Origin of the sequence: Wolbachia endosymbiont of Dipetalonema caudispina, assembly GCF_013365495.1 — a bacterium.
Classification (GTDB): Bacteria; Pseudomonadota; Alphaproteobacteria; order Rickettsiales; family Anaplasmataceae; genus Wolbachia.
Genome location: NZ_CP046580.1, coordinates 653836 through 680794, shown reverse-complemented (window position 1 = coordinate 680794; position 26959 = coordinate 653836). Strand labels below are relative to the sequence as shown.

The following is a 26959-nucleotide window of genomic DNA, read 5'->3' as shown; positions in this document are numbered from 1 at the left end:
TTTTTAGAAATAGTATATATTTCATCTTAAAAATTTGTGAGACTTTTAAATTTGTTTTAAATCTTTTTGAGGGTATAAATTTATTGTATCATTGAGTCCTATTTTTTTAGGAGTAATGCTTTAAGTTTTATATTAAAAATTCTTTTTGTATCGTGCGGTTGCAGAGTTGGCTGATATCAATAAAGGGGTAATCTTTAAAGTTTAGAATTTGTTTGTTATTTATAATGTAACTATTAATAATAAACTTAATAAAAAAAATTTTTATGTTATTTTGCTCACTGCTTTGAAAGCAGTACCTCTGTAAAGTAGTTTAAATAAATTGACAGTATTTATAAGAGAGTGTTTGTTAGCTGTTTTTTATGCAATAAAAATTTGAATTATATATTCAACAGTTTTCTTGTTAAGGTGCTCTCTTAAGTAGAGTATCTATAGTATCAAGTTAGATGCTTTTAATTAGGGTTGCTAGGCAAAATAACTATTTTTATATTTTTTGTCGATAAGATGGGATTTTATCTGTTTTTTTGTTTTGTAGTATTGATAATTTGAAAAATTGGTTGACGAAAATTTGTTGGTAATTGTATATATACTAGATGCCGGTTTAGCTCAATTGGTAGAGCAACTGACTTGTAATCAGTAGGTTGTCAGTTCAAGTCCGACAGCCGGCACTTTAATAAGTTAGATAGGAAATTAGATAAGTAATAAAGATCGTGTAATATAAAATTTTCTTTTTCTATATATATTTTAGAGTGTAAATTGTTTTGAAAAAGTTTTTGTTATAGCTAAGTTCTCTGTTTGAGAGGGTAAACGATTATGATCTTTATCTTGAAGGTTGATATTGAAGCTTTATATAAGTGTGAAAATTAAGTTGTTTTTTTATGGCTATTCTTGAAAAAGACATAATTTGAGATATCTATTTGAGTTTGTACTTAGATTATAGATTTATATTAAGATTGAGAAAATAGTGGTTTATTAATAAATTAGTTCATGTTTTTTATTCTATAGAGGATATCATTGATATATTAGTAAATCTTAATTGGACTTTAGAATCTTGTTATGATGATAATCAAAATAATGATAAGTTTATGATTAAGATACTTTACTGGCAGAAGTAAAGTTTCAATCTGTTGAGTATGGATTTCTAATTAGTATTAGTTATTAGTAAGTATTATTAAAGTAGTAGTATGTAGAATATACTTTTTTTATTAACTTGTATGTAATTTTTATATGAAAAATAAATGTATTGAGTATATGCATACTTTTATATAAATAAATTTAACTTTATTTTCTTAAAAGGGAAGTATAATTATGAAATTATACTACTTAAATTTTTTACACCACTATGTTTACTATTTTATTTGGTACAGTATATATAGCTTGAATTTTATTTTGATCAATTTTATTAGATACAGAGCTTATCGCTATTTTTTTTAATTCTTTTTCAGGTAAGTCAATTGCTACCTCAATTGTTGCACTTAATTTTCCATTAATTTGTACTGCTATAATTACCATTTCATCAATTAGTAGTGACTTGGCAGCTTCTGGCCAAGGTTGTAGATATAGCATACCTTTGCCTCCTATTTCTTGCCATAGGCTTTCTGCTAAGTGGGGTATAAACGGTTCAATTACTCTAATTAGTATACAGATGCCTTCATCAATTAGCGATTTTCCATCTTTTACATCTATTTTGGTTATTAAGTTTGTCATTTCACGAAATTTTGCTATTGCACAATTTAATCTATAGTTTTTTAAATCATCAGTAAGTCCATATAAGAGTTTATGCATTTTTTTTCTATGTTTTAGAAGTTTATTTGTAGTATTTTTACCTGGTGTTGTTTCAATATATGATAATATGTCTTCTTTTTGGTTTTTAATGTTGATTGCTTGAATTGTTGAGGGTTGATTTGTGATGACGATAGGTTTGAATTGCATTATCATACACCATAATTTATTTATATAGTGAGAACAGCCTTTTATACCTTCGTCTGACCATTTTATATCTTTTTCTGGGGGTGTATCGGATAGTACAAATAAGCGGGCAGTGTCTGCACCGTATTTTTCTATAATAAAGTTGGGGTCGATTATATTTTTTTTTGATTTACTCATTTTTTCAATCTTGCCAACTTGGATTTTATAACCTAGGGCTTCTAATTTTTTTGCTTCTTCAGGAAATAGCCATTTACCATTTTCATTTTTATAAGTTGTATGACAAACCATTCCTTGGATGATTAAAGTAGAAAAAGGTTCTTTGATATTAAAATAACCACATTTAGTTAAAGCACGACAGAAAAATCGTGAGTAAAGCAGGTGCAAGGTGGCATGTTCTATTCCACCTATGTAGTAATCTACAGGCATAAAATGATTACATGCATTTTCGTTAATGGATTTGTCTTCACTACAAAATGCAGCAAAGTACCAGGAAGATTCAAAGAAGGTATCGAGTGTGTCAGTTTCACGTTCCATTTGTTTTCCGCATTTTGGACAATCAGCAAATTTCCATGTTGGATGTTTGTCAAGTGGATTGCCACCGCTTGTAAATTCTATATCTGTTGGCAGAGCTATAGGAAGGTCTTTTTCTGGTACTGGGACAATACCACAATCTTTGCAATGTATAATAGGTATAGGACATCCCCAGTAACGTTGTCTTGAAATTCCCCAATCGTGTAAACGATAGTTTACAGTTTTTTTGCCTATTCCTTTTTCTTCAAGTTTTTGAATGATTATTTCTTTTGCTTTACTGGCCGTTAACCCATTTAAGAATTCAGAATTAAACATTACTCCATCACTACTACCGATATATGCTCCTTTTAAAGTTTCTATACTTTGTCCTTCTTCATGAATTACAGGAATAATTGGCAAGTTGTATTTCTGTGCAAACTCAAAATCACGCTGATTATGTGCAGGGCACCCTAAAATTGCATTTTCTCCATATTCCATCGATATAAAATTGACTACATAGAGTGGCAATTCTTTATTAAGAAATGGATGTTTTATATGTAATTCAGTAAAAATTCCAATTTTTTTATCATTTTCTCCCTTGATTTTTATACTTTTAATAAAGTCTTGTATTTTTTTGTTTTTTAAATTATCCATAATAGGATGTTCTGTTGTTATTGCACAAAAGGAAGCTCCAAATAAAGTATGAGGGTAAGTTGTGAAAATTCTTAACTTTTTATTCAAATTAATTATTTCAACTTCTATAGTAATTCCTTCAGATTTTCCTATCCAGCTTTCTTGCATTGCTTTAACTTTTTCTGGCCAATTTTTTAGTTTTTGTAGGCATTGAAGCAAATCTTCTGCAAAGTCAGTAATCTTTAAAAACCACTGGCATAATTTACGTTTTTCAACAGTTGCACCTGAACGCCAGCCTTTTCCGTCGATTACCTGTTCATTTGCAAGTACTGTTTGGTCTACTGGATCCCAATTAATCCATGACTCTTTTCTATAGATAAGGCCATGTTTTAAAAGATCCAAAAAAATTTTTTGTTCATGTTTGCAATAATTAGGATCGCATGTAGAAAGTTCACGCTCCCAATTGTAAGAAAGCCCTATAGACTTTAGCTGCATGCGCATGTTATTTATATTCTCTCTTGTCCAAGTTGCGGGATTGATATTATTTTCTCTTGCTGCATTTTCAGCTGGTAATCCAAATGCATCCCAGCCGATTGGATGTAAAACTTCAAATCCACACGCTCTTTTATAGCGTGCTATTACATCTCCTATTGTATAATTACGCAAGTGTCCCATATGAATTTTGCCAGATGGATATGGAAACATTTCTAATACATAGCATTTATCTTGTTTGCTATGCTTGTTTATAGAAAAATTCCACTTGTTTTGGAAAGATTTTTCACTTTTTTTGAAGTCATATTTCATATAAATTTAAACTTAATTACAGTTGATATGCATCAAAGGATCAACTGCTTGACCGTTACGTCGTATTGTGAAGCACATTTGTAAGTTTTTATCTTGTGTACTTAATTTTCCTGCAGATCCAATAATTTGACCCTGTTTTACTTTATCACCAATTTCAACATTTATATTTTTCAAATAGGAATATGTAGTCATGTAATTATCTTTATGTTCCAGTATAATTAAATTTCCATACCACCTAAGTCCTTTTCCTACGTATATTACTTTACCAGGTGCAGAAGCAACCACATTTATTCCACTTTGAGCAACGATTTTTATTCCATCTTTACATGTTTTATCAGAAGAAATAGCTGTACCTTTTACTGGCATTATAAATTTACAATTTTCTAAATTAATTTTTATATTTTGTGTATCTTTTTTATTTTTTCTGTCTATTTTATTTAGAGCTTTTTTATTTTCTTTTCTTATTAAAGAGTCAATCTCTTCCTTGATTAAATAGTATTCTCTTATATACTCTAGATCTCTTTTTCCATAAAATTCTTCTCCTTTTAATAGGACAGGTGCAGGTTTTTGTAGACTACAGCTTACTAGTGTTAATTGTAATATTAAGAACGAGATTATGCGTCTCATAAGTTTATTCAAAATAGTTTTAATTATCTTAATTAACATACTTTTTAAGACAGTGAGACTTTTTTTATTTTAGCATGTAGTTTTGTGTTTTTTGTATAATAGAGATAGGCTACCTACTTATTTTTTTGCAGTCTCTCATGGCTCTAATAACTGTTTTGCTTTTATATACTTTCACTTTGATAAAAGTTTTTAAATTATGAAAAAAAATTATTCTTTTTTTTGCTTTTTCTCACAGTAAGATTGGCTTGGAGTCTACTTACTAACTGTAGCATCTTTAGGTTTCTTTGTTTCTTCCCAAATATATTTTTCTCAATAGAAGCAGGGCTGCTATAAGGTAAATAAAATTCCATGTTGCTAAAGAAGCACCTAGAATATAATGAGGCCTATCACAAGATGGAGAATAATTAGGATTTAATAGCTTATTTTTGAGCTCTTCCATATTAATGTTACTACCACTTATTATTTCTTCTGTACAACCTAAAATATCATGAAATAAATGTAATTCAAGGCCTATATGATAAAAAGATATTACTGTACCTATCAGGTAATTACAAAACATTGTATAGATTAGGATTTTGCTATCCTTAAGCATATACAATGTTACAAGTAATCCTGTGATATAGTAAATTACCCGTTCATATATACATAGTTTGCATGGCAGCATATTAAAAAAATGCTCTAGCGAGTATGCAAAAATTAGAGCAAAGATACTTGATAATAAAAAGGCTACAGAAACTCTAGAGTGATTAGACATAATGTAAAGTAATTATTATAAAGACCTTTGGAAGAATAAAGTAAAATATTTATTTTACATAAGGGTTTTTATTCTTTTTTAAGAGAAATCTTACTGGTATGCCTTTAGTAAAGAAATTCTTTCTAAGATCGTTGATTAAGTAGCGTTTATAACTTTTATCAACACTTTCAGGTATGTTGCATATTAAAGAAAAAGCAGGAGGGTTAGTACCGGTTTGAGCGATGTACTTTATTTTAATTATTCTACCTTTTACAAGTGGGTGAGAATGGTTATTCAAAGCATTAATTAGCCATTTATTCAATTTTGAAGTGCTGATTTTTTTGTTTAAGAATTGGTTTACTTCAAGACATTTGTTTAGCACCTTGTTACAATGTATACTTTTTAATGCGGAGATTGTTATAATTGGTACATCCAATAGTAGTTGAGTTCTTTCTTGTTGTTCTATTAATTTTATTAGTTTATTTTTTTCGTTTTTATTTATTAAATCCCATTTATTTAAAACAATGATAATGCCTTTTCCTTCTTTTATTGCAATTTTACCCAGTGACAAATTTTGTTGCTCCATATCGATAATGGAATCGAGCATTAAAATTGCTACATGAGAGCGTTTTATTGATTCTATGCTTTTCTTAATGAATTTTGATTCTAGGTTGTCTACGATATTTTCTTTTTTGTAGATGCCTGCAGTATCTATGAAAGTAATTAATTCTCCATTATAGTTATATTTAATATCTATGGAATTACGTGTAGTTCCTGGTTCTGGGTTTGTTATTAGTCTTTTTTTTGCGAGTAAAGTGTTTAAGAAGGTTGATTTTCCAACATTAGGGCGACCAATTATTGCAATTCGAAGCTTGCTGGACTTATTGATTAGTAGTTCGGTATCTAGATTTAAATTTTTAATAGTATCAGATAGTGCATCGTAAAGGTCAATCATACCTAGATTGTGTTCTGCTGAAATATATATTGGACCTATAAAATCAAAAAATTGTAGGTAGTCAATATTTTTAGATTTATGACTTTCACATTTGTTTGCTATGAGTAATATAGGGTTGTTGGTTTTTCTTTTTAGCCATTTTGCAAATTTTTTATTTTGTTCATTTTGCACTTTTGCATCAACAAGAAAGAAGATTATGTTTGAATCAGATAAAGAAGATTCAATTTGTTCAATAATTTGTGATGAGAGATGACTTTGGTTGTCCCATCCTCCTGTATCTATAACTTTAAATTTTAGATCGCTAATTTTTCCAGTTTCTTCATGTCTGTCTCTTGTTACTCCTGAAATATTACTAACTATTGCTGCTTTTTTTCCTACTAACCTATTAAATAGAGTAGACTTGCCAACATTTGACAGGCCTACTATAGCAATTTTTAGCATAAATTAATAAAATATTAAAGTAAATTATAGTTGGAATTTTAAATTTAGCTATTGGCTTTATAAGTTTATGTTACTTTATAGGTAAAGTTTTTTATTTTAATTCTATAATATGAAAAGTGAAATAATTTTTATGTGAGTAGTAGGTAAGATATCAAGGTTTAGAGGTAGTTTTTGGAGCAGTGTAGGAAAATGTATTATGAGGGGGGACCTTAAAAAATTATGAATCTTGCACAATTAGGAATTAATGATATTTTGGTTCTGATTGGTTTAGCATATATTAAAGATTATTAATAAAGCAAAGTTGCTTATTGATAATTAAGGAGATATAAAATTTAAAGAAAGTGAATTGTTTTGGTATCTTAGAAGAAGTCAGCATACTTTCAGTAAGTACGCTAGCTATTATGGTCATTGCTTTTTTTAGATATCAATCTTAAGTTTTATACATATATCATTTTGTGTGGTGATATTATGTATACACCTCTTTATTTTTCTTAAAGAGAGGTATTTTTTCTTACTTTAATTTAAAGCTTAGCTGCATCTTTTGATTTTTACTAGTGATATAATTACTTGTTTTGCTCATAATTAGGATTTTAGAATTTTTTCACCAAGGTGCTATATATATAGCTTTATAAAAAGCTATAATAGCAACTAAATCTTCTCGAAGATGCAATAACCTTAAGGCAAGTTTTAAGAAAGAGGATCAGGAGGCAACTATGAACTTGTTTGTTTAATATATATAACTTTGTTAATCTCTTTTTATATTTATGGTTAACTGATTTTTTGTTGTAGTCTACTTTATTGATTGCTTCTTTCTATTCTGAATTGTTTTTTACTAATTTGATATTTTTTTAACTTTTGGTTTAAATGATATCAGCAAGCTTGTATTTAATACTTGGTGAAGTTATGTCGTAGTTTTCATTATTTTATACTGTAATATATTTGTTTTTTTATTTTAAGATTATGATGAATACTGTATAATACTTTTATGCGTTCTGTAAGTTCTATACTTATACTAATCTTCTATATATAGGTTAGCTATTATCTTTGGTAGTATGAATATTGTGACGGTTTTTGGGGAGATAATGCTGTGTATATATAAATTTATCTCTCTTTTTTTAAAAATTTCAACTGGAGTATATATCTCTCTTGTGTTAGTGATAGCAGGGTAATTTCAGTTTTTTTTTATTTTAACTTAACATGGGTGGGCTTTAGAGTATGTAGAAGTAATGTAACCAGCCATGCTTATACCTAAACATTATTGATTATACAATTTTTAGTATTAGCAAGGTTGGATGAGGAGTGGGACAATGATTTAGATCAGTAGGTAATCTTTTATTTTATATACATTACAATCTCTTTAAAATATAGGTCATGTTATCAGATGGTATTTTAGTAATATATTGTGAATGATATTTTTTTGCAAAATATTCTAAATGTTAAGAAAACTATATATTTATATCTTGGTCAGAAATTTCATGATTAGTGTAATAATTTCATTGTATGTCGTTGAGAAATTAAATACTATTCATCAGCGTGCGCACATTGTATGTATATTTTGGTTACCTATTTTTTCTGGTGCTTGTTTAGTAAGAAATTTCTAATAGTTGGAGAAATGGAGTGATTTGTGATGTTTTATATCAGTTACTGATTATTTTATACCTTAGGCAGTTTTGTGCATTCCTATTATTTTATAGTTTAGTTGTACTTGATTTTATGATTAAGTAAATATTTCTTTCTACTATATCTAATAATAAAAAATGTTTTTAGCTTTACTATTCTGCAGAGTATATTGATTGGCTTTAATATTACATTTATTTAAATTGAATTCACTTTAATAATTTTTATTCTATTGTATAGAATACAGTAATATTTTAATGTATTTTTTAAATATTGGCAAAGGGAAAGTAGAACAAAAAAATTATAAATTTATGTCTAAATTATCAATTATAATTGCACCAGATGAAAGATTAACTACATGTGCTAGTGAAGTAAGAGATATAGATAATGAAGTTAGAGAATTAGTATATAATATGTTTGAAACCATGTATGATGCGGAAGGTTTTGGTCTTGCTGCAGTGCAAGTTGGAGTGTTAAAGAGAATTTGTGTTATGGATGTTCAATTAGAAGACGTTGAAAAAAGTGAGTTAGTAGAGTATGAATTGGTTGGTAAATTTTGTATGATTAATCCTGAAATTATAGGATTGTTTGATGAACAAGTAATTCTTAGGGAAGGATGCCTTTCAATTCCTAAGCAAAATTATGAAATTAAACGTTCAAAATATTTGACTGTAAGATTTAAAAATTTGAATGATGAAATACAAATATTAAAAGCTGGTGGTTGGCTTGCGAGATGTATTCAACATGAGATAGATCATTTAAATGGTATATTATATATTAGACATTTGTCTAAATTAAAGTATGATATGGCTGTTAAGAAAGCACGAAAAGTTAAAAGACAGCTATGAGTGATGAAGATTTAGAATTGTTAAAATTTTATCATGAAGAGGGTATTGATTGTATTTTAACAGAAGGGGAAGAGGAAAAGAAAATGAAGGATAGAAAAAAGGATAGACTCATACGATCTGCTATTATTCAGGTTGAGAGGGGTCATCAAAAAAAAGAACAGCAATTCATGTTTTCAAGCGACTGGATAATTAAAGCGAGGAATCTTGCAAGCAGTTGTAATAGGGTGGATGAATTAAGAAATGCCGTTATGTCGTTTGAAGGTTGTGAAATTAAGAAAACCTCTACTAATACTGTTTTTTCTGATGGTAATCCAAATGCAAAAATTATGTTAATTGGTGAAGCTCCAGGTGTGAATGAAGATCTACAGGGTATACCATTTTGTGGTGCAAGTGGAATGTTACTTGATAAAATGTTGAGTGCGATAAATCTTGATCGTACTAAAGTATATATAAGTAATGTTGTATTTTGGCGTCCACCAGGTAATAGAAGACCTACTGACTTAGAACTTGATATATGTAGGCCGTTTGTTGAAAAACATATTATGTTAATTTCACCTCAGATTTTAATTTTAGTCGGGGGAATTGCATGTTATAGTCTTCTTGATAACACAAAAACTATATCAACCCTACGTGGTAAGTTTCATATTTATACTAACCAGTATCTATTTCGTTCAATTACTACAGTTGCTATATTTCATCCAGCTTATTTACTTCGTCAACCAGCTCAAAAACGTTTGGCTTGGGAGGATTTGAAGAGGATCAGAGAGTATCTTGATAGTAACTATATCAGTAGGTAGTATAGATAGGTTATTGGTGTAGAAAATGTAAATTATAATATAAAAGATTATGAATGAATTTTATGGGCTTTTCTTTCAAAGTGAAAAGTGCTTCCAATTCTAAATTTCTGTGAATTAAGTTCTAAAATTTGATAGAAAATTGAGATATTATTTTTAATGAAGATTATATAAAATATATAGTAAGCACATTATTTCAAAGATTTTTCTATATTTAGTTAAGCTATGCTAGTTTAAGAAGTTCAGCAAAGGATTGTAGCATTAATTTAAAATTTAAAAGTTAAAAAAATATGTGTTTTTCTCTATTTGATAGATTCTTTATACTAATGCTAGTGTTAACTAAATGAAAAAGTATTTAATTAAATTAATAATTATATAGCTATATAAATTTTACTCTGAGTTTACTGATGAATTGGATGTTTGGTAGACGTAATTTGGAGCTTCTTGTGTGATAATGATATCATGAACATGACTTTCTCTTAGTCCTGATGCAGTGATAGCAACAAATTTGCAATTTTTTCTCATTTCTTCTATATTCTTATTGCCAGTATACCCCATTGCAGCTTGTAGTCCGCCAATTAATTGATTAATTACTCCTGAAGCTGGACCTTTAAATGGTACTCTTCCTTCTACTCCTTGTGGAATTAATTTTAATTTTGAGTTTTTACTTTGGAAGTAACGGCTAGCTGAGCCTTTTTTCATTGCGCTAATGGATCCCATTCCTCGATAGTTTTTGTATGTCCTCCCCTTGTATGTAATAATCTTACCTGGACTTTCGTTAGTGCCTGCAAAGAGTGAACCAATCATTACAGAATCAGCACCGGCTGCAATAGCTTTTGCAATATCTCCTGAATATTTTATGCCACCATCTGCAATTAATCTTACTTTTCTTGCTTTACATACCTCTGCAATGTTTTGAATTGCGGAAAATTGTGGTACACCAACACCTGTAACTATTCTAGTTGTGCAAATTGATCCAGGTCCTATACCAACCTTTACTGCATCGACACCGACATCGATTAATGCTTCAGCAGCTTCTTTTGTGGCAATATTTCCACCTACTAATTGTATGTTGGGATACATGGTTTTTATTTCTTTTATTGTATTAATAACATTTTCGGAATGACCATGAGCGGTATCTATAATAATTACGTCAATTTCTTTTCCAATCAAAGCTTCGCATCTTTCAATACCATCTTTTTTGCCAGTTCCAATTGCAGCAGCAACCCTTAGTCGTCCTTTGCTATCTTTACATGAGTTAGGATATCTATTGTATTTTTTAATATCTTTAACTGTAATTAATCCTATGCAGCAAGAATTTTCATCTGTGACTAAAAGTTTTTTTATCCTATTTTCATGTAATAATCTCATTGCTAAAACACTATCAACTTCTTGCTCTCGCACTGTAATTAGCTTATCTTTTGTCATTACTTCAGAAACTTTTATATTTATGTTTTTATTTTCAATAAACTTTACATCTTTATTAGTAAGAATGCCGACCAATTTGTGTTGGTCTACTACAGGAATACCGGAATAGTTATGTTCTTTCATTAACAAAATTGCTTCTGCAACTGTTTTATCTGGGGAAATTGTAATTGGGTTATATACAATCCAGCTTTCATATTTTTTTACTCTTTTCACTTCTGAGACTTGTTTGTCTATTGACAAATTTTTGTGTATACAACCTATTCCACCATGTTGGGCAATGGTTATTGCAAAATCTGATTCAGTAACGGTATCCATTGCAGAAGATATAAGAGGAATATTGAGCTCTATATTATTTGTTAAATAGGTTTTTGTATCCACCTCACAAGGTAATATACTAGAGTGAGCTGGCAAGAGAAGTATATCGTCAAACGAATAACAAACTTCCATTTTTTTCATAGGCTTTATTTAAAGCTTATACGTCAATTAATTGAATTGCAATAGGGGGAAAAGGCTTTATAAATTGGCTTATAGTGTAAGGTGATTTAGTAAGGTGTATTTTATTATGTTTGTGTGTTATTTATTATAGTTTGTATTTAGTTTCTATTGATATAGTAAAGTGACTGTGATAGGTAAAATATTGATATATTATACATTATTTATCAATATTATGCTAGTATCTTTTTAGTATATTGGACTTAATAGTAAATTTGTTTCATATGATTTGTTTCATATGAAATGATAAGCAAGTAAATTATATCTTTAAAGAAAGATAAGAATTTCAACAATTATTTAAGATTTTTATGTTTTTATATTTAAATTTATATACTGTACTTTGAGATAATTGTCGTATGATTAATATATGAATATGTATTTTAATGATATTAATACAACGAGAATTTTTATTTCTAGAAGAATTACTATGAAACTTTATGTGGTGCATGAATGTTTAGATTATGTATGATTTTTTGTTTTATTTATTTTACTATATTTTTTAAAGTAAAGTGTCTTTGAATAGTAAGTAGTACTAATCATAACTTTATATTCTTTAAATAAGATACTTAATTTTATGTAAGCTACTTTTATTCTTGATAAAGTTGTAAAAGCTTTGGTGATAATTAAGATCGGCAATTATTTTTTTAGTTACTAATAATTCTTATTAGTTTAACTTTTAAAGTTATTTAGTATTGACATTATATATTTGGATGTTAAAGTGGGAGTAAGAAATTTTTTTGGGGGTTCATGATAACAGGAGGGAAAGAGAAGGTAGCTAGTAAAAATAATCCTACTCAACGTAAGAAGATTGAACAAAAAATGTATAAAGGTAAACCTGTAAGACCAGTTAGGTATATAGATCGTGATTTACATGTAAATTATATGTCTGCACAGTATAATGATGGTCATTTAGTTGAAGATGAGATAAGTGGTAATCCTATGAGATGGGAAGCTATGTAGTGGGTTTAAGTTTGTGGTTAAGATTACTATTAATTCTAAGGAGTATGAAGTAGAGTCTGGGTTTACTATAATTCAAGCTTGTGAAGTGGTAGGTATTGAAGTCCCACGTTTTTGTTATCATGAGCGTTTAGCAGTTTCTGGTAACTGTAGAATGTGTTTGGTTGAAGTTGAGGGAAGTCTAAAACCAGTTGCTTCTTGCGTAATGCCAGTTGTAGAAGGTATGGTTATCCGTACTGATAGCTCAAAAGTTAAGAGAGCTCGTGAAGGTGTACTTGAATTTTTGCTAATTAATCATCCGCTTGACTGTCCTATTTGTGATCAAGGAGGTGAATGTGATCTACAGGATATAACAATGGCCTATGGAAAAGGAATAAGTAGATTTAATGAATATAAAAGAGTTGTACCAAAAAAATATTTTGGTCCATTGATTGAAACTGCAATGAATAGATGTATTCATTGTACTCGGTGTATTAGGTTTCTTTCTGAAGTAGCAGGTACAAATGAACTTGGAGGAATTGGTAGAGGAGAAAATATGGAAGTTAGTACTTATGTAGAAAGGTATATTAAATCTGAATTGTCTGGAAATATTATAGATCTCTGCCCTGTAGGAGCTTTAACTTCAAAGCCTTATTTGTTTAGGGCCCGTTCATGGGAATTATCTCATTGTGAAACCATAGATGTACTTGATGCTGTGGGAAGTGCAATAAGAATTGACTATCGTGGTCTTGAGATTATGCGAATATTACCAAGACTCAATGAAGAAGTTAATGAAGAGTGGATATCAGATAAAACTCGTTTTGCTTATGATGGATTAAGAGTACAGCGTCTTGATCGACCTTACATAAAAAAAGGTAATAAGTTAGTTTCTGTTGATTGGAGTGAAGCTTTTGCTGCTGCTGCAAAAAAGTTAAAGAGTACGAAACCGAAAAAAATAGCTGCAATTGCAGGTGATTTAGTAGATTGTGAATCTATGCTTTTATTAAAGGAAATGATGTGTAAGCTTGGTTCATTAAATTTAGATTGCAGACAAGATGGGGCAAAACTTATGTCGAATAATCGTGGATTATATGTGTTTAACACTACTATTGAAAATATAGAAAATGCAGATTTATGTTTGTTTATAGATACGAATCCTAAAGTGGAGGCACCTATTATTAATGCACGTATAAGAAAAAGATATTTGCGAGGGAATTTTCCTATTGCAAGCATTGGTCCTGACATTGAGTATTTGTACTATGTTGAGAAATTGGGTGATAATCCTCATGTCTTAAATGAAATAATGGAGGGGAATCATAGATTTTGCAAATTGTTAAATGCTGCTCAAAATCCTATGCTGATTATAGGGCAAGATGCATTAACAAGAAGTGATTCTGAATCAGTTTTTGCTTTAGTTAGTTTAATTGCAGAAAAATTTAATGTGGTAAGAAATGATTGGAATGGTTTTAACGTTCTGCATAAAGCTGCAGCAAGAGTAGGTGGATTAGATATTGGGTTTGTTCCTAAAGAAGGTGGAAAAGATGTTAATCAAATACTTAAGCAAGCAGAGAGTGGTGAGATAGAGGTTGTTTATCTTCTTGGTGCCGATGAAATTGATACATCAAAGTTAGAAAATACATTTGTTATCTATCAAGGCCATCATGGTGATAAAGGAGCACATATAGCAGATATAATTTTACCTGGGGCGGCCTATACAGAGAAATATGCAACTTACGTGAATACTGAAGGTCGGGTCCAGAGAGCAAATTTAGCTATACTTCCTCCTGGGGAAGCAAAAGAGGATTGGTTGATTATTAAGAATTTGTCTCAATACTTGGATTTTTCCTTGCCATATGATAGTTTATTTGATGTGAGAAAAAAATTGGATACTATTGGCCAACAGTTTAAAAATATTGATCAAGTGATAAAAAATGAATGGGTTTTGATTGATTGTAGTCAAATTAGCTTAAGTAATCAGCCTTTTACTTTAAAGGAAAGTAATTTTTATATGACAGATCCTATAAGTCGTGCTTCAAAAATTATGGCAGATTGTACTAAGGCCTTCTATGAATATACTAGTTAATATTTTATTTATTTTAGTTCTGCTTCTTTCAATTTCATATTTAGTGTATTTTGAGCGTAAAATTATTGCTGCAATTCAATTAAGACATGGTCCAAGTGTTGTTGGACCTTTTGGGTTACTACAGCCATTTGCAGATGCTATTAAGTTGCTGGTTAAAGAGCCGATAATACCGTTTAGAGCAAATACTGTATTATTTATTATGGCTCCAATTCTTACTTTTTCTCTAGCACTTATTGCATGGGCAGTAATACCATTTGGTGCTAAAGTTGTTATAGAAAATGGACAGGAAATAGTAGTTCCTAAGGTAATAGCAAATATTAATGTTGGAGTTCTTTATGTATTGGCTGTGTCTTCTTTGGGAGTATATGGTATAGTTATTGCAGGATGGTCTAGTAATTCTAACTATGCCTTTTTAGGTAGTATAAGATCAGTTGCTCAAATGATTTCATATGAGATTTCAATAGGTCTTATAGTTGTTATAGTTGTTATTATGACTGGCACACTGAATCTAGGAAAAATGGTGGTAGTAAAGCATAATATGCCATTTTGGATTGATGTGTTACTTATGCCTATAGCAGTAGTATTCTTTATTGCGTTTCTTGCAGAAACTAATCGTCATCCTTTTGATTTACCAGAAGCTGAAGCAGAGCTTGTTTCTGGGTATAATGTTGAGTATTCATCAATACCTTTTGCTCTTTTTTTTTTAGGGGAGTATGCTAATATGATTTTGGCAAGTGCTATGATGACGATATTTTTTTTAGGAGGATGGTATCCTCCTATAGAGTTTACTTTACTATATAAAATTCCAGGATTAGTTTGGTTCATTTTGAAGATATTTTTGTTATTATTCATATTTATTTGGATTAGGGCAGCTATGCCTCGTTATCGATATGATCAATTAATGCGTCTTGGTTGGAAAGTGTTTTTACCAATATCTATATTTTGGGTAATCTTCATTTCAGGAGTGTTACTTTTTACTAAAAATTTGCCAGCTTAAAGTAGTAAATATATTTTATTAATTGCTTTTTTATAAAAGCTTTCTTTTTTAGTAGAAAATATTAAAGTCTTTATGTTATTACTTTATTTTAAGTTTCTTAATTTAAAGTTATGACTGATTGTAAAATAACTTATTTATTATTTTGACTTTTTCAAAAATAGCATGGCTCCTCGGGATGGATTCGAACCAACGACCAATTGGTTAACAGCCAACTGCTCTACCACTGAGCTACCGAGGAATAAGTCATGTCTTATAGCTTATCATTTTTAGTTTTGTTGTCAACAATTTTTTGTACTTTTATTGAAATTTTTGTAGAAATATAATTAATAAAAAATTATGGCTAGATGTTATTAATTGTAAGAGTTTAATTTAGGGATAAGATTTATTGTTAAGTAAGAAATATATGCTAATTGATACAATATTAGATATGAGTATAATGTGTGAGGAGCTGAGAGTAAAGAAGCCAAAGTTTATAGCTGTTGACACGGAGTTTATTAGGAATAATTTAACTTATTATCCTAAATTATCATTAATTCAAATTTCTTATAAAGAAAAGAGTTTTGTTATAGATGTATTAGCACCAGAGATTGATTTATCATTTATTAAGAAAGTTATGCTTGATCGAGAAATAATTAAGGTGTTTCACAGTTGTAGGCAAGATATAGAATCTTTATTTACTGTGTTTAAATGCATTCCTGCTCCTATTTTTGATACCCAAGTTGCTGCCATGTTTTGTCATTATTATTATGATTTTATTAGTTACTCAAAAGTAGTGGAGCAATATCAGGGAATATTGCTGAATAAAGTTAAAGCTAAGAATTCAGACTGGTTGAAGCGTCCATTATCTAAGGATCAGTTAGACTATGCAGTGAGTGATGTAGTGCATTTATATGATTTGTATCAAATATTGTATGATGAACTTGAGGGAAAAAATAGGATAAACTGGTTTCAAGAAGAGATGGAATCAGTAGTTGATATAAATAAATATTTGCATAGTCCTAAAGATGCATGGAAGAAGATTAAATTTGATTATAGGATAAATCCAAGATTAATATTGATTATTAAAGCAGTTAGCGAGTGGCAAGAGACTTTGGCACAGCGCTATAATATAAATCGTAATAAAGTAATTAATAATTCTATAATAGCTGGATTTATTGAGAGGAATGTGGAGCGTATTGATGAGATTCTGGACGATCTTAGAAGGAATGCGAAAAATATAAAGGAGGAAGATTTATTAGAATTTCTAGATATTTTAAATGAGAATGAGAGAGATTTTATGCAACAAAATTATGTTTCGTTAAACAGTTATGATAAGTCTGTATTTGATATACTCTCGGTTATTTTAGAAAGTAAGTGTAAAGAAAATGATATATCAAGGAAATTAGTTTCTTCAAAAGATGAATTAATTAGTTCAATATCTGGACATATAGATAAATTGTTCAAGGGGTGGAGGTATGATTTTTTTGGCAAGTCAGTTGAGTCGTTTTTAAATGCAAGCTCAAAATTTGAAATCTCAATAGTAAAATTTATAGATAGTATGAATACCATTAAAAGTAATTTGGTAGATTCAAGTTGTGAATTGAAATCAACTGCTGGGATTTAATGAATCTACTATATTTTTTACTTGAGAAAAAACAAATTTTTTGTTTGTACTAGTGTTAATAATAAAGTTGCTCATCCTTTTTTTTTCTTCAAAAGGTAACTGAATATTCATAATTAAATTTAGCTTTTCTTTGTTTATGTTACGTTTACTGAGTCTATGAAGTTGTATGATGCTGTCTGCATGAATGAGAACAATAAAGTTACAATAAAAATAGAATTTCGTTTCTAGTAAAAGAGGAGTGTCTAGGATTAAGAGTTTTTTGTTTGTTTTTTTTTCTTGAGTAATAAAAAACTCCAGCTTGTTTTGTACTGTAGAATGAACAAGAGATTGAAAGTGCTTCCAACTTTTATCATAAGCTAAAAAATATTTAGATAGCATTGTTCTATTTATTTCACCGTTTACTACTGCTATAGGAAAATTATCTTTTGCATAACTTATTATGTTATTATCTTTTTTATAAAGTTGATGTACCGTAAAGTCAGCATCGAATACAACAGCCCCAAGCTTTTTAAAGCAGTTGGCTACAAAACTTTTTCCTACTCCAATTCCACCTGTTAAACCTATAATCATGTAGTAAAAATTTTTTAGAGAAACTTGCTACAGTAGTTATCTTTAGATCTTGTATGTGTACTTAGATACTTAAATTTAACTGTATAGATTTTAATTTTGTCAAGAAAAAAATAAACAGCTATTGTTTTTTTAATAATTAAGTAGAATAGAACAAAAAATTATAGAGAAGCTTTGAGAGATAAGATAAAAAAGATAGTGATTTCAGGGAAAGAAGTATGGCCAATCATTGAGGGTGGTAAAGGTATTGCAATTAGTGACGGAAGATCAAGTGGAGCATTTGCTGCAGCAGATGCTGTTGGTACATTTTCAGGTGCAAATGCTAAACTTGTTGATGGTAATGGAGAGTTAGTGCCATTAATTTATAAAGGTAAAACAAGAAATGAAAAACATGAGGAATTAATTGAATATAGCATTAAGGCTGGTGTTAGTCAGGCAAAAATAGCAAATGAAATATCACAAGGTCATGGAAGGATACATATAAATGTTTTATGGGAGATGGGAGCAGCAGAACGTGTACTTCACGGTATATTAGAAAGAGCAAAGGGTTTAGTACATGGTATTACTTGTGGTGCTGGCATGCCATATAGGCTTGGAGAGATTGCAGCCAAATATCAAGTTTATTATTATCCTATCATTTCATCAGTACGTGCGTTTAAAGCATTGTGGAAACGTGCTTACCAAAAAATCTCTTCATTTTTGCTTGGTGGAGTAGTGTATGAGGATCCATGGCTTGCTGGAGGACATACTGGACTCAGTAGTAATGAAGATCCAATGTTACCCCAGGCTCCATTTGAGAGAGTTGTAGAATTGAGATCTTTTATGAGTGAGGTCGGTCTTTCTAAAGTACTCATTGTTATGGCAGGAGGAGTGTGGCATTTAAAAGATTGGGAACATTGGCTTGATAATTTACAAATTGGGCCAATAGCTTTTCAATTTGGTACACGTCCACTTTTGACTCAGGAAAGCCCAATTTCTATGAAATGGAAGAAGAAGTTATTGACTTTAGAAAAGGGTGATGTTTTTTTAAATAAGTTTAGCCCAACAGGATTTTACTCATCTGCAGTAAGAAATAATTTTATACGTGAATTGCAGGAACGGAACTTACGTCAAGTGAAATTTTCAGAAAATGCTAGTGAAGAATTTAATAGTGAATTTACAGTTGGTGTAAGAGGTAGAAGAATTTATCTGACTGCAAAAGATAAAAAACTAGTAAATATGTGGATTAAAGCAGGATATACAGAAGTAATGAAAACTCCAGATACAACTATTATTTTTGTAACACCGGATAAATTTATGAAGATAAGGCGTGATCAAATTAATTGTATGGGGTGTTTAAGTCATTGTTTATTTAGTAATTGGAAAGATCACGGCAATCACTCGACTGGTCGAAAGCCAGATCCACGAAGTTTTTGTATACAAAAAACACTGCAAAATATTATGCATGACGGTGATATTGAAAATGAACTTGTGTTTTCTGGGTATAATGTATATAGATTTAAGCAAGATCCTTTTTATAAGAATGGTTATATACCAACAGTAAGAGAATTGGTAGAAAGAATGTTAACTGGATATTGAATTATGTTCTTTTAGTAAGAATGTTAATTATTAAAATTAATAATGATTAATTTAAGATAGCACTTATAATAGTGAGTAAAATAGTACTTTTAGGTTTTATATCTAAGTTGTAATCACGATATAGGTTTAAATTTTTGAAATTTTTTATTATTACAATATAATACCAATTCTTGTTAAAAAAATATCATATTGCTAGTGTAATAAACATTTATACATAGAAAAAATATTATTAAAGTAAAAAGGATGAAGAAAAATTTTATGGGGAGGAGAACAGAATTTTATTTAATTTTAGGTGTAATTGTGCAGTGCTGTGATTGTATTGTATGAGTTGCTTTTTATGGTTTTGTATTTATTTTATCAGAAAAATAAAAAAGTTGAGAATTGAGACAAAGTAAATTGTTTGAATTATGAATAAAATATTTAGGGATATAATATAAAGTATAATTAGAATTATTTTTCTAACAGTTTTGATGGTAATTCGGCTATTAATTTTGTTTTATTATATGTGATTTAGTTTTTTAATCGATCATTCTTTTCTGGGTTGGTGGAGAGTAAAGTGGTAAGGGAGTTATGATATATAAGGTAACATAAAGGTATAAGGGTTTATAGTTTATTTTGATTTTGAGAAGAAATTAATTATTTGTATAGTTATCGTATAAAGTTTTATTTACTCTACAACATGTTTATTTATAATAGGTTAGTGAAAATAAACGGAGGGTCTTTAATTGAAGAAAGAAAGCTATTTTTTTAATAAAAAGTTGGAGAAAAACTTTTTAGAGAAAGCAATTAGAGTAAATCATGCTGGAGAGTATGGTGCTCTTTGTATTTATTATGGTCAAAGATTTATTTTTAAAAAATCTTCTATAATTAATAAGATAATTGAAATGGAAGAACAAGAAAAGAAACATTTCTACTATTTTAGAGAAAAAGTTAAAAATCAAAAAATTCGCCCTACTGTTTTGTTGCCAATTTGGTGTGTATTGGGGGTTTCACTTGGTGTTATAACAGCTGTAATGGGTAAAAAAACTGCTATGGCTTGTACTGCTGCAGTTGAAGAAGTGATTGAAAAACACTACGAAGAGCAAGTTTTGCATTTAAGAGATGGAGAATTAAGAGAAACTATAAATAAGTTTCGTAATGAAGAGTTAGAACACAGGGATATTGCAATTCAGCATGACGCTAAAAGCGCATTTGGTTATGAGATTTTATCTTTATTGATAAAAACAGGCTGCAAAGCTGCTATTTATTTATCTAAGCTGATTTAGCTAGTTTTTATTATTTTTTTTGTTTGGGGAGGGGAGTGGCTTATGGATTTGAATAAAGTGATTATAACAGTAGATGTGTTAAATGTAATAATTGAAATAGGTGCAAGTGCTGGGCATATAAAGTATGAGTTTAATAAGGATCTTGGATTGTTACAAGTTGATAGATTTTTATCTACTGCAATGATCTATCCTTGTAATTATGGATTTATACCAAATACTTGTGCAGGTGATGGTGATCCTGTTGATGTTTTAGTGTTGACTCAATATCCATTAGCATCTGGTGTTGTGATATCGGTACGTCCAATAGGAGCTCTACTTGCTGATGATGAAAAAGGAAGAGATGAAAAAATATTAGCTGTACCTATTTCTAGGGTTGATAATTATTATGATAATGTGGAGAATTATTCTGATTTACCTAGGAATTTGTTAGAGAAAATTTCCCATTTCTTTTTACATTATAAAGACCTAGAGAAAGGGAGAACAGTAACAGTTGGGGAATGGGTTGGTATAGAAGATGCTAAGAAAATTATTGAAAGTGCTATTGTGTAAAAAATTTTTGTGTAATGACTTATAGTTATTTAGTGTAAAATATGTAGTTAAAAGCATAAATAGGTTATGAAGTTTTGTATTATATGTTGTAAATTGAAATTTAAGATTTGGAGAGGTGGCCGAGTGGCTAAAGGCGGCGGTTTGCTAAACCGTTATATAATTAAATTATATCGAGGGTTCGAATCCCTCTCTCTCCGTGTATTGTTAGCATAATATATAGCAGTTGCTATGTCAATTTATTCCTTTCTTTGTTTGATTATATTAATGTGCTTAATTTTGTTGGATTATGGTATTAATTTCTAATATTGTTATTGAGTTTTATTCTGTTTTTATTGATTAAATTATAGTAAATCAGTGAATGTTAGTAACTTTATTAGATATAAGAAATATTAAAATTGATTTTTTTTATTAGAATACTTAGTAATGAAATTATATTGTTTTTATAGAGAGAAAGATTAAATTAGGTATAAGTTTTGCCATATTTGCCATATGGAATAGTTATCTTAGTACATATTTTGTAAAGTTGAATTATTTTATATTATTGCGTAGCGGTACTACAAATTTAATAAGAGTTTTGTTGAAAATAGAGAAATTGATGTTCGTACTCAGTATAAGATATTAAAGGATTATAGTTATATGTGAATAATTTTAATGAGTTTTTATAGGATTTAGAAAAAACTTTAAAAATTTGAAGATGGCAAATTAGTTATGATGTAGCATTTGTTATATTACTTAATTTATATGTAAATATAATATGTTTTATGTGCTTGATTAATGTATTAATAGACAGCTTTGGATTACAATAAGTGTTTAATTTTTTTTCATCTTTATCTATGCTTGATTTTTGTATAGGTTAATTATTTAGCTATAATAATCATTTTAATTGAGCTTATGCTTAAGGATATTTATGAGAAGTTTTTATGCTTATATTGTTGTCTATCTCATATTTAATTTGATAAGCCTATTTGCTATAGGGCAACAACTTAAAGAAAGAAAAATTGATGTAGATAAATTAGTTAGTTGTTTTATACCTGAAAGTATAGGTATAGAAGAGAATCTAAAGCAAGGCTTGTTACAGAGTATGATTCAGCAGATGAATGACCTAGAATTTTTTAAAAATGCAGTCGATATATTGAGTGTTGAAAAAATGCAAGATTTGAAAATTAGAAGAGAAGAGGAGAATGAAGAAGAGTTACAATACGGTAAGGATAAAGGTTTATTTAATCTTAGCAGTAAAAATCTGTCAAAGGGAAGTAAAAATGAAGTTACTTCCAATTTGCCAAGTCTAATTGGTGAAGAGATGAATAAAAGTCTTATTTTTCCTTTAAGTACTAATTTAGGTGAGAATGCAACTGATCTGCAACAAAAGGATCTACAAATCTATGAAGGGATTAATGTTGAGAAGGATGAGTTTTCAAAAAGTGATGCAGATAAATTATTAGAAAAAAAGAAATTATATGAACAAATTAAAAAAGAAGAAGTAAAAAAGCTTGCCAAAAGCCGTAATATAGAAAAACTTTTTGCTGCTAAAAAAGATGAAAGGAGTGTACGAGATGGAGAGAAAAATCCGCAAAAGTGGAAAAAATTAAGTAGCGAATCAGTAAATGAATGGCGTTATAAAAATGTGCAAAATGAATCAATATATAGAAGACAATATGATAATCTTAATGAGCATCTTCCAGTGACTATGTTTATTGCTGACTATAGTAAACAGCTTTTTTTTTGTATTAGAAAGAATAATTTAATTTGTTTGAGAGGGATTATGGGTGAACTAGAAAAGCTTGGATTAACAGTTCAAGAGATGTTGAAGTTTAGAAATAGGTTTGGAGATACTCCTTTAATTTATGCAGTTAAGAAGGGTGAGATAGATGTAGTACGTTTTTTTTTATTACAAGGTGCTGATCCTGAAGTAACGAATGATAATCTTCAGTCTCCTATTGATATAGCGATTAAAAGAACACGGGTTGATATGGTGAATGCAATTGCTGAAATGATACCATACTTTTTAGAGTATAAAAGAATAAATAATAAGGAAGATTTAGAAATGTATAATTGGGCATTAAAGATGAAAAAAGATAATAGATTTCATTGTGGTGAAAAAGATAATTAGGTTTTTAATATTGATTTTAGTTAGTAATTTGTGTCATGCAAGTGAAGTAAATGATAAAAAAGATCTAGTTACTGATTTTTTAAGTACTTTATATAAGATCAAATACGTATCTTATAGTAAAGAAGACTTTGCAAAATTTTTAGTGAAGTGCCATAAAGAAGGTATATTAAAAGATTTTAAAGGAAGTTTTGGCGCTAATTTAAATGGGGCTAATTTTAATCGATTGTATCTTAATGAGTCCATTTTTGATGGAGTTAGTTTGGTTGGTGCTGATTTTTCTTACACAGACTTATCAGGTGTATCTTTTATTAATGTTGATTTACGTGGAGCTAATTTTTCTAATGCTAATTTACAAGGTATCAGAATAGAAGGTACTGACTTGAGTTTTGCAAAATTTATTTTTGCAAATTTGACAAATATTGTATTTAGTCATTCTAATGTTAGTTATGCTGAGTTTGTCAGTTCTGATATTAAAAATGTGAAAATGCATAGTGTCACCGGGTTATATACTAATTTTTTTAATGTAAAAATGAATTTTTCTGACTTGTTGAATTCAAATATTAGTTATATAAATTTTAGTGATAGTGAGATAAGCAATACTATTGTACAAAGTAGCAATCTTGATAATGCAAATTTTTTTGGAGTAGATTTATATAAATTAAAAGTACAATTTTCCTCGTTAGAAGATACTATTATATATGGTACAGAGATAAAGGAATCAGATTTTACGGGTAGTAATCTTTCTAATGTTTATCTTAATTCTTCTGCTATAATTAGCAGTAATTTCAATAAGGTGAACTTAAGTAATGCACAAATTTCTTATGTGAGTAGTGATAGTTCAAGTTTTGTTCAGTCTATATTAAATGGTTCTAAGATAAAACACTCATGTGCTTTTGAGATGGCTTTTCAGGATGCTGATTTATCTAATATTAATTTAAGTTCTAGTGAACTAGATCAGGTCAATATTTCTGATTCTGATGTCCGTTATGGAAAATTTGATAATGCTAAAATTATAAATTCTGATATGAATGGTTCTTTTTTTGATTATTCATTATTTATTTCTGTGGAGATAAAAAATATTATAAATCTTTCTACAGTTTCTATGTATAAGGTTAAAGTACAGGGTTAGAGTTCTTAATTTCTAATAGTAAACTTTCTTATCAGAGAGTGAATTCTAGTGAAATAGAAAATTTGATATTTTTTTAATTTGATAATGATAGTTTAAACTAGTCTACTTTAGAAGTAACTAATTTTAGTTTTATTGGGAAAATTTTAAATTTTCTTTACTTGTGTGATAATACTTTTAAAAAACAGGCTTTTTGTAAATTTAGTAATTTGATAATTAATAATATATTTTTTCTTTTTAGAATATATAAAGGGTTGGTTATGGTATTGATTGGTAAGTTGTAGATTTATTTATTCGGTTTTAACGATAATGAAGAGGTAGGCTTTAATCTCTAATATAAGTAAGCAAGGTTGTTAATTTGAATAAGTTAATCTTTGTTGATTTAATGCTATTTTTAATAATTTTTCTTTATTGATTACTCTAAATTTATTGTGAATTCTGATTTGGTGTTATTTCGTTTTTTTAAAGTCTGATTGATTTGAGATGCTATATTAGAGGATTACATAGTTGAGTAAATAAATAATTTGTGATATTTTATAAAATATTTTGAGGTATGGAAATGGTTATAAAGGATGAGGTAGGATTGTTATTAATTTTATCTTCTCCTTCTGGAGCTGGGAAAACTACTATATTAGGAAAGTTACTTGATCAGTCAATCGATTTAGTTAGATCTGTTTCTGTAACTACACGCAAACCTCGTTCTGGTGAGATAAATGGAAAAGATTATTTTTTTGTTACTGAAGAGAAATTTCATGAGTTATGTAAGGCTGACCAAATGCTTGAGTACGCTAAAGTTTTTGGAAATTTCTATGGCATACCAAAAGATTTTATAAAACTAAATCTAAGTAGTGGAGTGAGTATTTTGCTTAGTATAGATTGGCAAGGAGCGTTTCATTTATTTAAGCATATGAAAGAAAAAATTGTAAGCATTTTTGTGCTTCCTCCTTCTATGGAAGAGTTAAGACTGCGTTTACAAAAACGTAATACTGATAGTGAAAGTGAAATAGAATACAGATTAGCTGCAGCTCAAAAGGAGATGGGTAAATGTAGTGAATATGATTATATAATAATTAATGATGATATTGATAAAAGTGTGGAGGAGATAAATTTAATATTAAAGAAAGAAAAGCTTAAAAGATCGAAAAAAAATAAATTGGTGGATTTGTTAAATATATTTTAAAATTAGTCTTCGGTATTATATATATTCTTTTCTTTTTCTAATCTTTCTTGTTCTTCAATGCAATATATAGCAAGCGGATTAGCTTTAAGTCTCTCGGCGCCTATTTCTTCTCCTGTTCTTTCACAATAGCCGTAGGTGCCTAATTTTATTTTTTCTAGTGCCTCCTTGATTTTTTCTTTTTTTTCTTTTCTGCGCTTAATTAATTTTTCATTTTCACTATCTTCATCAGAATAGTATGTGTTATTTTCTAATTCTTGCTTTTCTGTTTCATCAAGCATTGATTGTAGCTTTAAATTGAAGTATTCTAGTTGTTTTATATTCATGTATTCTTCATCCTCTGAAGGAGTATAGTTTTCTGGTAGTTTTATTTTTGGTAGTTCTTTCATAATTGAATTATTTCATAAATAATTAAAGCTATATTTTTTATGATAGAAAATTATATTATTTCTCAATAAATACTATAATTTATAATAAACATTTAAAAGCCTAGTATGATTGGCTTAATAAAAAAGTTAATAATAAGTAATAGTGATTTTATTTATATAATATGTATCTTTATTATAATGTTGAGCTTGTCTTCATTTTCTCTTGGAAGTAATAGTGAACAAGAAGTCATGTTAGCATTAATATGGATATGTACTACGTTTGTTTTGCAAATTTCTACAAGTAATTTATTTGCTTCTGATTATTATGATGGAATATTGGAGCAAATTTTCATACAACCTCTTTCCTCTAAGTTTATAATTGTCTGTAAAATTTTTACTCACTGGATATTGTTTGGATTACCAATTTCAGTAATTTCTTCTATATTTATTTTCATAGTTTGGGGTTGTGGTATTGAATATTCAATAACAGCTGGCTTATCTTTGTTACTTACTATACTGGTAGTAATTAATATTTCAGCTACTGGGAATGCATTAATGATTGGTAGAAATAATTTAGCATCAGGAATATCACAAATTCTCGTTTTGCCAATTATAATGCCAACTTTTGTGTACTTTAAATTACTAGTTCAGTTTAAGAGTTTGTCTTTAGGTATTCATATATTATTTGTTACTGCTTTAATTTTTATCATCTTATTGATTAATAGTACTATAGCTATTCACATGGCATTGAAATTTGCTATAGAGCAGGATTAGTAGGATTTATTTTTTTCT

General features: G+C 28.9%; 19 protein-coding genes, 3 tRNA genes and 1 pseudogene. 15 read left to right on the top strand and 8 right to left on the bottom strand.

The features are described from left to right. The first annotated feature begins 592 nt into the window (after positions 1 to 592). Positions 593 to 665: transfer RNA gene (locus GOY14_RS02660), tRNA-Thr, on the top strand. 664 nt (positions 666 to 1329) lie between these two features. Here the strand turns inward: GOY14_RS02660 and leuS are convergent. From leuS to der, 4 genes are all read right to left on the bottom strand, one after another. Next, positions 1330 to 3873: a leucine--tRNA ligase gene (gene leuS, locus GOY14_RS02655; protein WP_175809737.1), complete on the bottom strand. Its 2544-nt coding sequence runs from the start codon at positions 3871 to 3873 to the stop codon at positions 1330 to 1332. Between the two features lie 12 nt (positions 3874 to 3885). Continuing rightward, positions 3886 to 4500 (bottom strand): murein hydrolase activator EnvC family protein, encoded by a 615-nt coding sequence (locus GOY14_RS02650; protein WP_255419680.1) that lies wholly within the window; start codon positions 4498 to 4500, stop codon positions 3886 to 3888. 274 nt (positions 4501 to 4774) lie between these two features. Further along, entirely contained in the window at positions 4775 to 5254 is a 480-nt protein-coding gene (locus GOY14_RS02645) for a disulfide bond formation protein B (protein WP_175809735.1), read from the bottom strand. 49 nt (positions 5255 to 5303) lie between these two features. Beyond that, positions 5304 to 6629, bottom strand: coding sequence for a ribosome biogenesis GTPase Der (der, locus tag GOY14_RS02640; protein ID WP_175809734.1), 1326 nt, complete (start codon positions 6627 to 6629; stop codon positions 5304 to 5306). A 1928-nt stretch (positions 6630 to 8557) separates the two neighbouring features. Here der and def point away from each other — a divergent pair. Continuing rightward, positions 8558 to 9094, top strand: coding sequence for a peptide deformylase (gene def / locus GOY14_RS02635; RefSeq protein WP_175809885.1), 537 nt, complete (start codon positions 8558 to 8560; stop codon positions 9092 to 9094). Continuing rightward, a complete protein-coding gene (locus tag GOY14_RS02630; protein WP_175809733.1) occupies positions 9091 to 9891 on the top strand; it encodes a uracil-DNA glycosylase in 801 nt (266 codons plus the stop codon). The genes def and GOY14_RS02630 overlap by 4 nt, the downstream gene beginning before the upstream one ends. A gap of 387 nt (positions 9892 to 10278) precedes the next feature. On the opposite strand, the gene guaB is transcribed toward GOY14_RS02630, so the two are convergent. Next, positions 10279 to 11772 (bottom strand): IMP dehydrogenase, encoded by a 1494-nt coding sequence (gene guaB / locus GOY14_RS02625; protein ID WP_175809732.1) that lies wholly within the window; start codon positions 11770 to 11772, stop codon positions 10279 to 10281. 783 nt (positions 11773 to 12555) lie between these two features. Here guaB and GOY14_RS02620 point away from each other — a divergent pair. The 3 genes from GOY14_RS02620 to nuoH are packed head-to-tail and all read left to right on the top strand — an operon-like array spanning position 12556 to position 15824. Next, complete coding sequence (locus GOY14_RS02620; protein WP_175809731.1) at positions 12556 to 12768, top strand: hypothetical protein; 213 nt, start codon at positions 12556 to 12558, stop codon at positions 12766 to 12768. Positions 12769 to 12781: 13 nt separating this feature from the next. Next, the gene (nuoG, locus tag GOY14_RS02615) at positions 12782 to 14827 is read left to right on the top strand and encodes an NADH-quinone oxidoreductase subunit NuoG (protein WP_175809730.1); all 2046 of its coding nucleotides are present in this window, start codon (positions 12782 to 12784) and stop codon (positions 14825 to 14827) included. Then, the gene (nuoH, locus tag GOY14_RS02610; protein ID WP_175809729.1) at positions 14811 to 15824 is read left to right on the top strand and encodes an NADH-quinone oxidoreductase subunit NuoH; all 1014 of its coding nucleotides are present in this window, start codon (positions 14811 to 14813) and stop codon (positions 15822 to 15824) included. The genes nuoG and nuoH overlap by 17 nt, the downstream gene beginning before the upstream one ends. 163 nt (positions 15825 to 15987) lie before the next feature. Here the strand turns inward: nuoH and GOY14_RS02605 are convergent. After that, a tRNA-Asn gene (locus GOY14_RS02605) sits at positions 15988 to 16062 on the bottom strand. 165 nt (positions 16063 to 16227) lie between these two features. On the opposite strand from GOY14_RS02605, the gene GOY14_RS02600 reads away from it, so the two are divergent. Further along, positions 16228 to 17427 (top strand): ribonuclease D, encoded by a 1200-nt coding sequence (locus tag GOY14_RS02600; protein ID WP_175809728.1) that lies wholly within the window; start codon positions 16228 to 16230, stop codon positions 17425 to 17427. Here the strand turns inward: GOY14_RS02600 and coaE are convergent. Continuing rightward, positions 17410 to 17997: a dephospho-CoA kinase gene (coaE, locus tag GOY14_RS02595; RefSeq protein ID WP_175809727.1), complete on the bottom strand. Its 588-nt coding sequence runs from the start codon at positions 17995 to 17997 to the stop codon at positions 17410 to 17412. The two genes, GOY14_RS02600 and coaE, sit on opposite strands and share 18 nt — an antisense overlap. Before the next feature lie 171 nt (positions 17998 to 18168). On the opposite strand from coaE, the gene GOY14_RS02590 reads away from it, so the two are divergent. The 7 genes and pseudogenes from GOY14_RS02590 to gmk all read left to right on the top strand — a co-directional run bounded on the left by GOY14_RS02590 (position 18169) and on the right by gmk (position 25802). Further along, positions 18169 to 19572: an NAD(P)H-dependent flavin oxidoreductase gene (locus GOY14_RS02590; protein ID WP_175809726.1), complete on the top strand. Its 1404-nt coding sequence runs from the start codon at positions 18169 to 18171 to the stop codon at positions 19570 to 19572. Between the two features lie 725 nt (positions 19573 to 20297). Beyond that, positions 20298 to 20837, top strand: a complete 540-nt coding sequence (locus GOY14_RS02585; RefSeq protein ID WP_175809725.1) for a demethoxyubiquinone hydroxylase family protein — start codon at positions 20298 to 20300, stop codon at positions 20835 to 20837. A gap of 42 nt (positions 20838 to 20879) precedes the next feature. After that, positions 20880 to 21386 carry an inorganic diphosphatase gene (ppa, locus tag GOY14_RS02580; protein ID WP_175809724.1) on the top strand — a complete coding sequence of 169 codons (507 nt, stop codon included), beginning with the start codon at positions 20880 to 20882 and terminating at the stop codon, positions 21384 to 21386. A 109-nt stretch (positions 21387 to 21495) separates the two neighbouring features. Beyond that, positions 21496 to 21583, top strand: a tRNA-Ser gene (locus tag GOY14_RS02575). 710 nt (positions 21584 to 22293) lie between these two features. Continuing rightward, positions 22294 to 23496, top strand: coding sequence for an ankyrin repeat domain-containing protein (locus tag GOY14_RS02570; RefSeq protein WP_175809723.1), 1203 nt, complete (start codon positions 22294 to 22296; stop codon positions 23494 to 23496). Beyond that, positions 23489 to 24699 (top strand): annotated as a pseudogene (locus tag GOY14_RS02565) (pentapeptide repeat-containing protein); the annotation flags it as partial. The gene GOY14_RS02570 and the pseudogene GOY14_RS02565, both read left to right, overlap by 8 nt. A gap of 482 nt (positions 24700 to 25181) precedes the next feature. After that, positions 25182 to 25802 carry a guanylate kinase gene (gmk, locus tag GOY14_RS02560; protein ID WP_175809884.1) on the top strand — a complete coding sequence of 207 codons (621 nt, stop codon included), beginning with the start codon at positions 25182 to 25184 and terminating at the stop codon, positions 25800 to 25802. A 2-nt stretch (positions 25803 to 25804) separates the two neighbouring features. Here gmk and GOY14_RS02555 read toward each other — a convergent pair whose 3' ends face one another. Continuing rightward, positions 25805 to 26188 carry a TraR/DksA family transcriptional regulator gene (locus GOY14_RS02555; RefSeq protein WP_175809722.1) on the bottom strand — a complete coding sequence of 128 codons (384 nt, stop codon included), beginning with the start codon at positions 26186 to 26188 and terminating at the stop codon, positions 25805 to 25807. A 105-nt stretch (positions 26189 to 26293) separates the two neighbouring features. Between GOY14_RS02555 and GOY14_RS02550 the strand changes: the two genes are divergently transcribed. Beyond that, complete coding sequence (locus GOY14_RS02550; RefSeq protein WP_175809721.1) at positions 26294 to 26941, top strand: heme exporter protein CcmB; 648 nt, start codon at positions 26294 to 26296, stop codon at positions 26939 to 26941. The last annotated feature ends 18 nt before the right edge of the window (positions 26942 to 26959 follow it).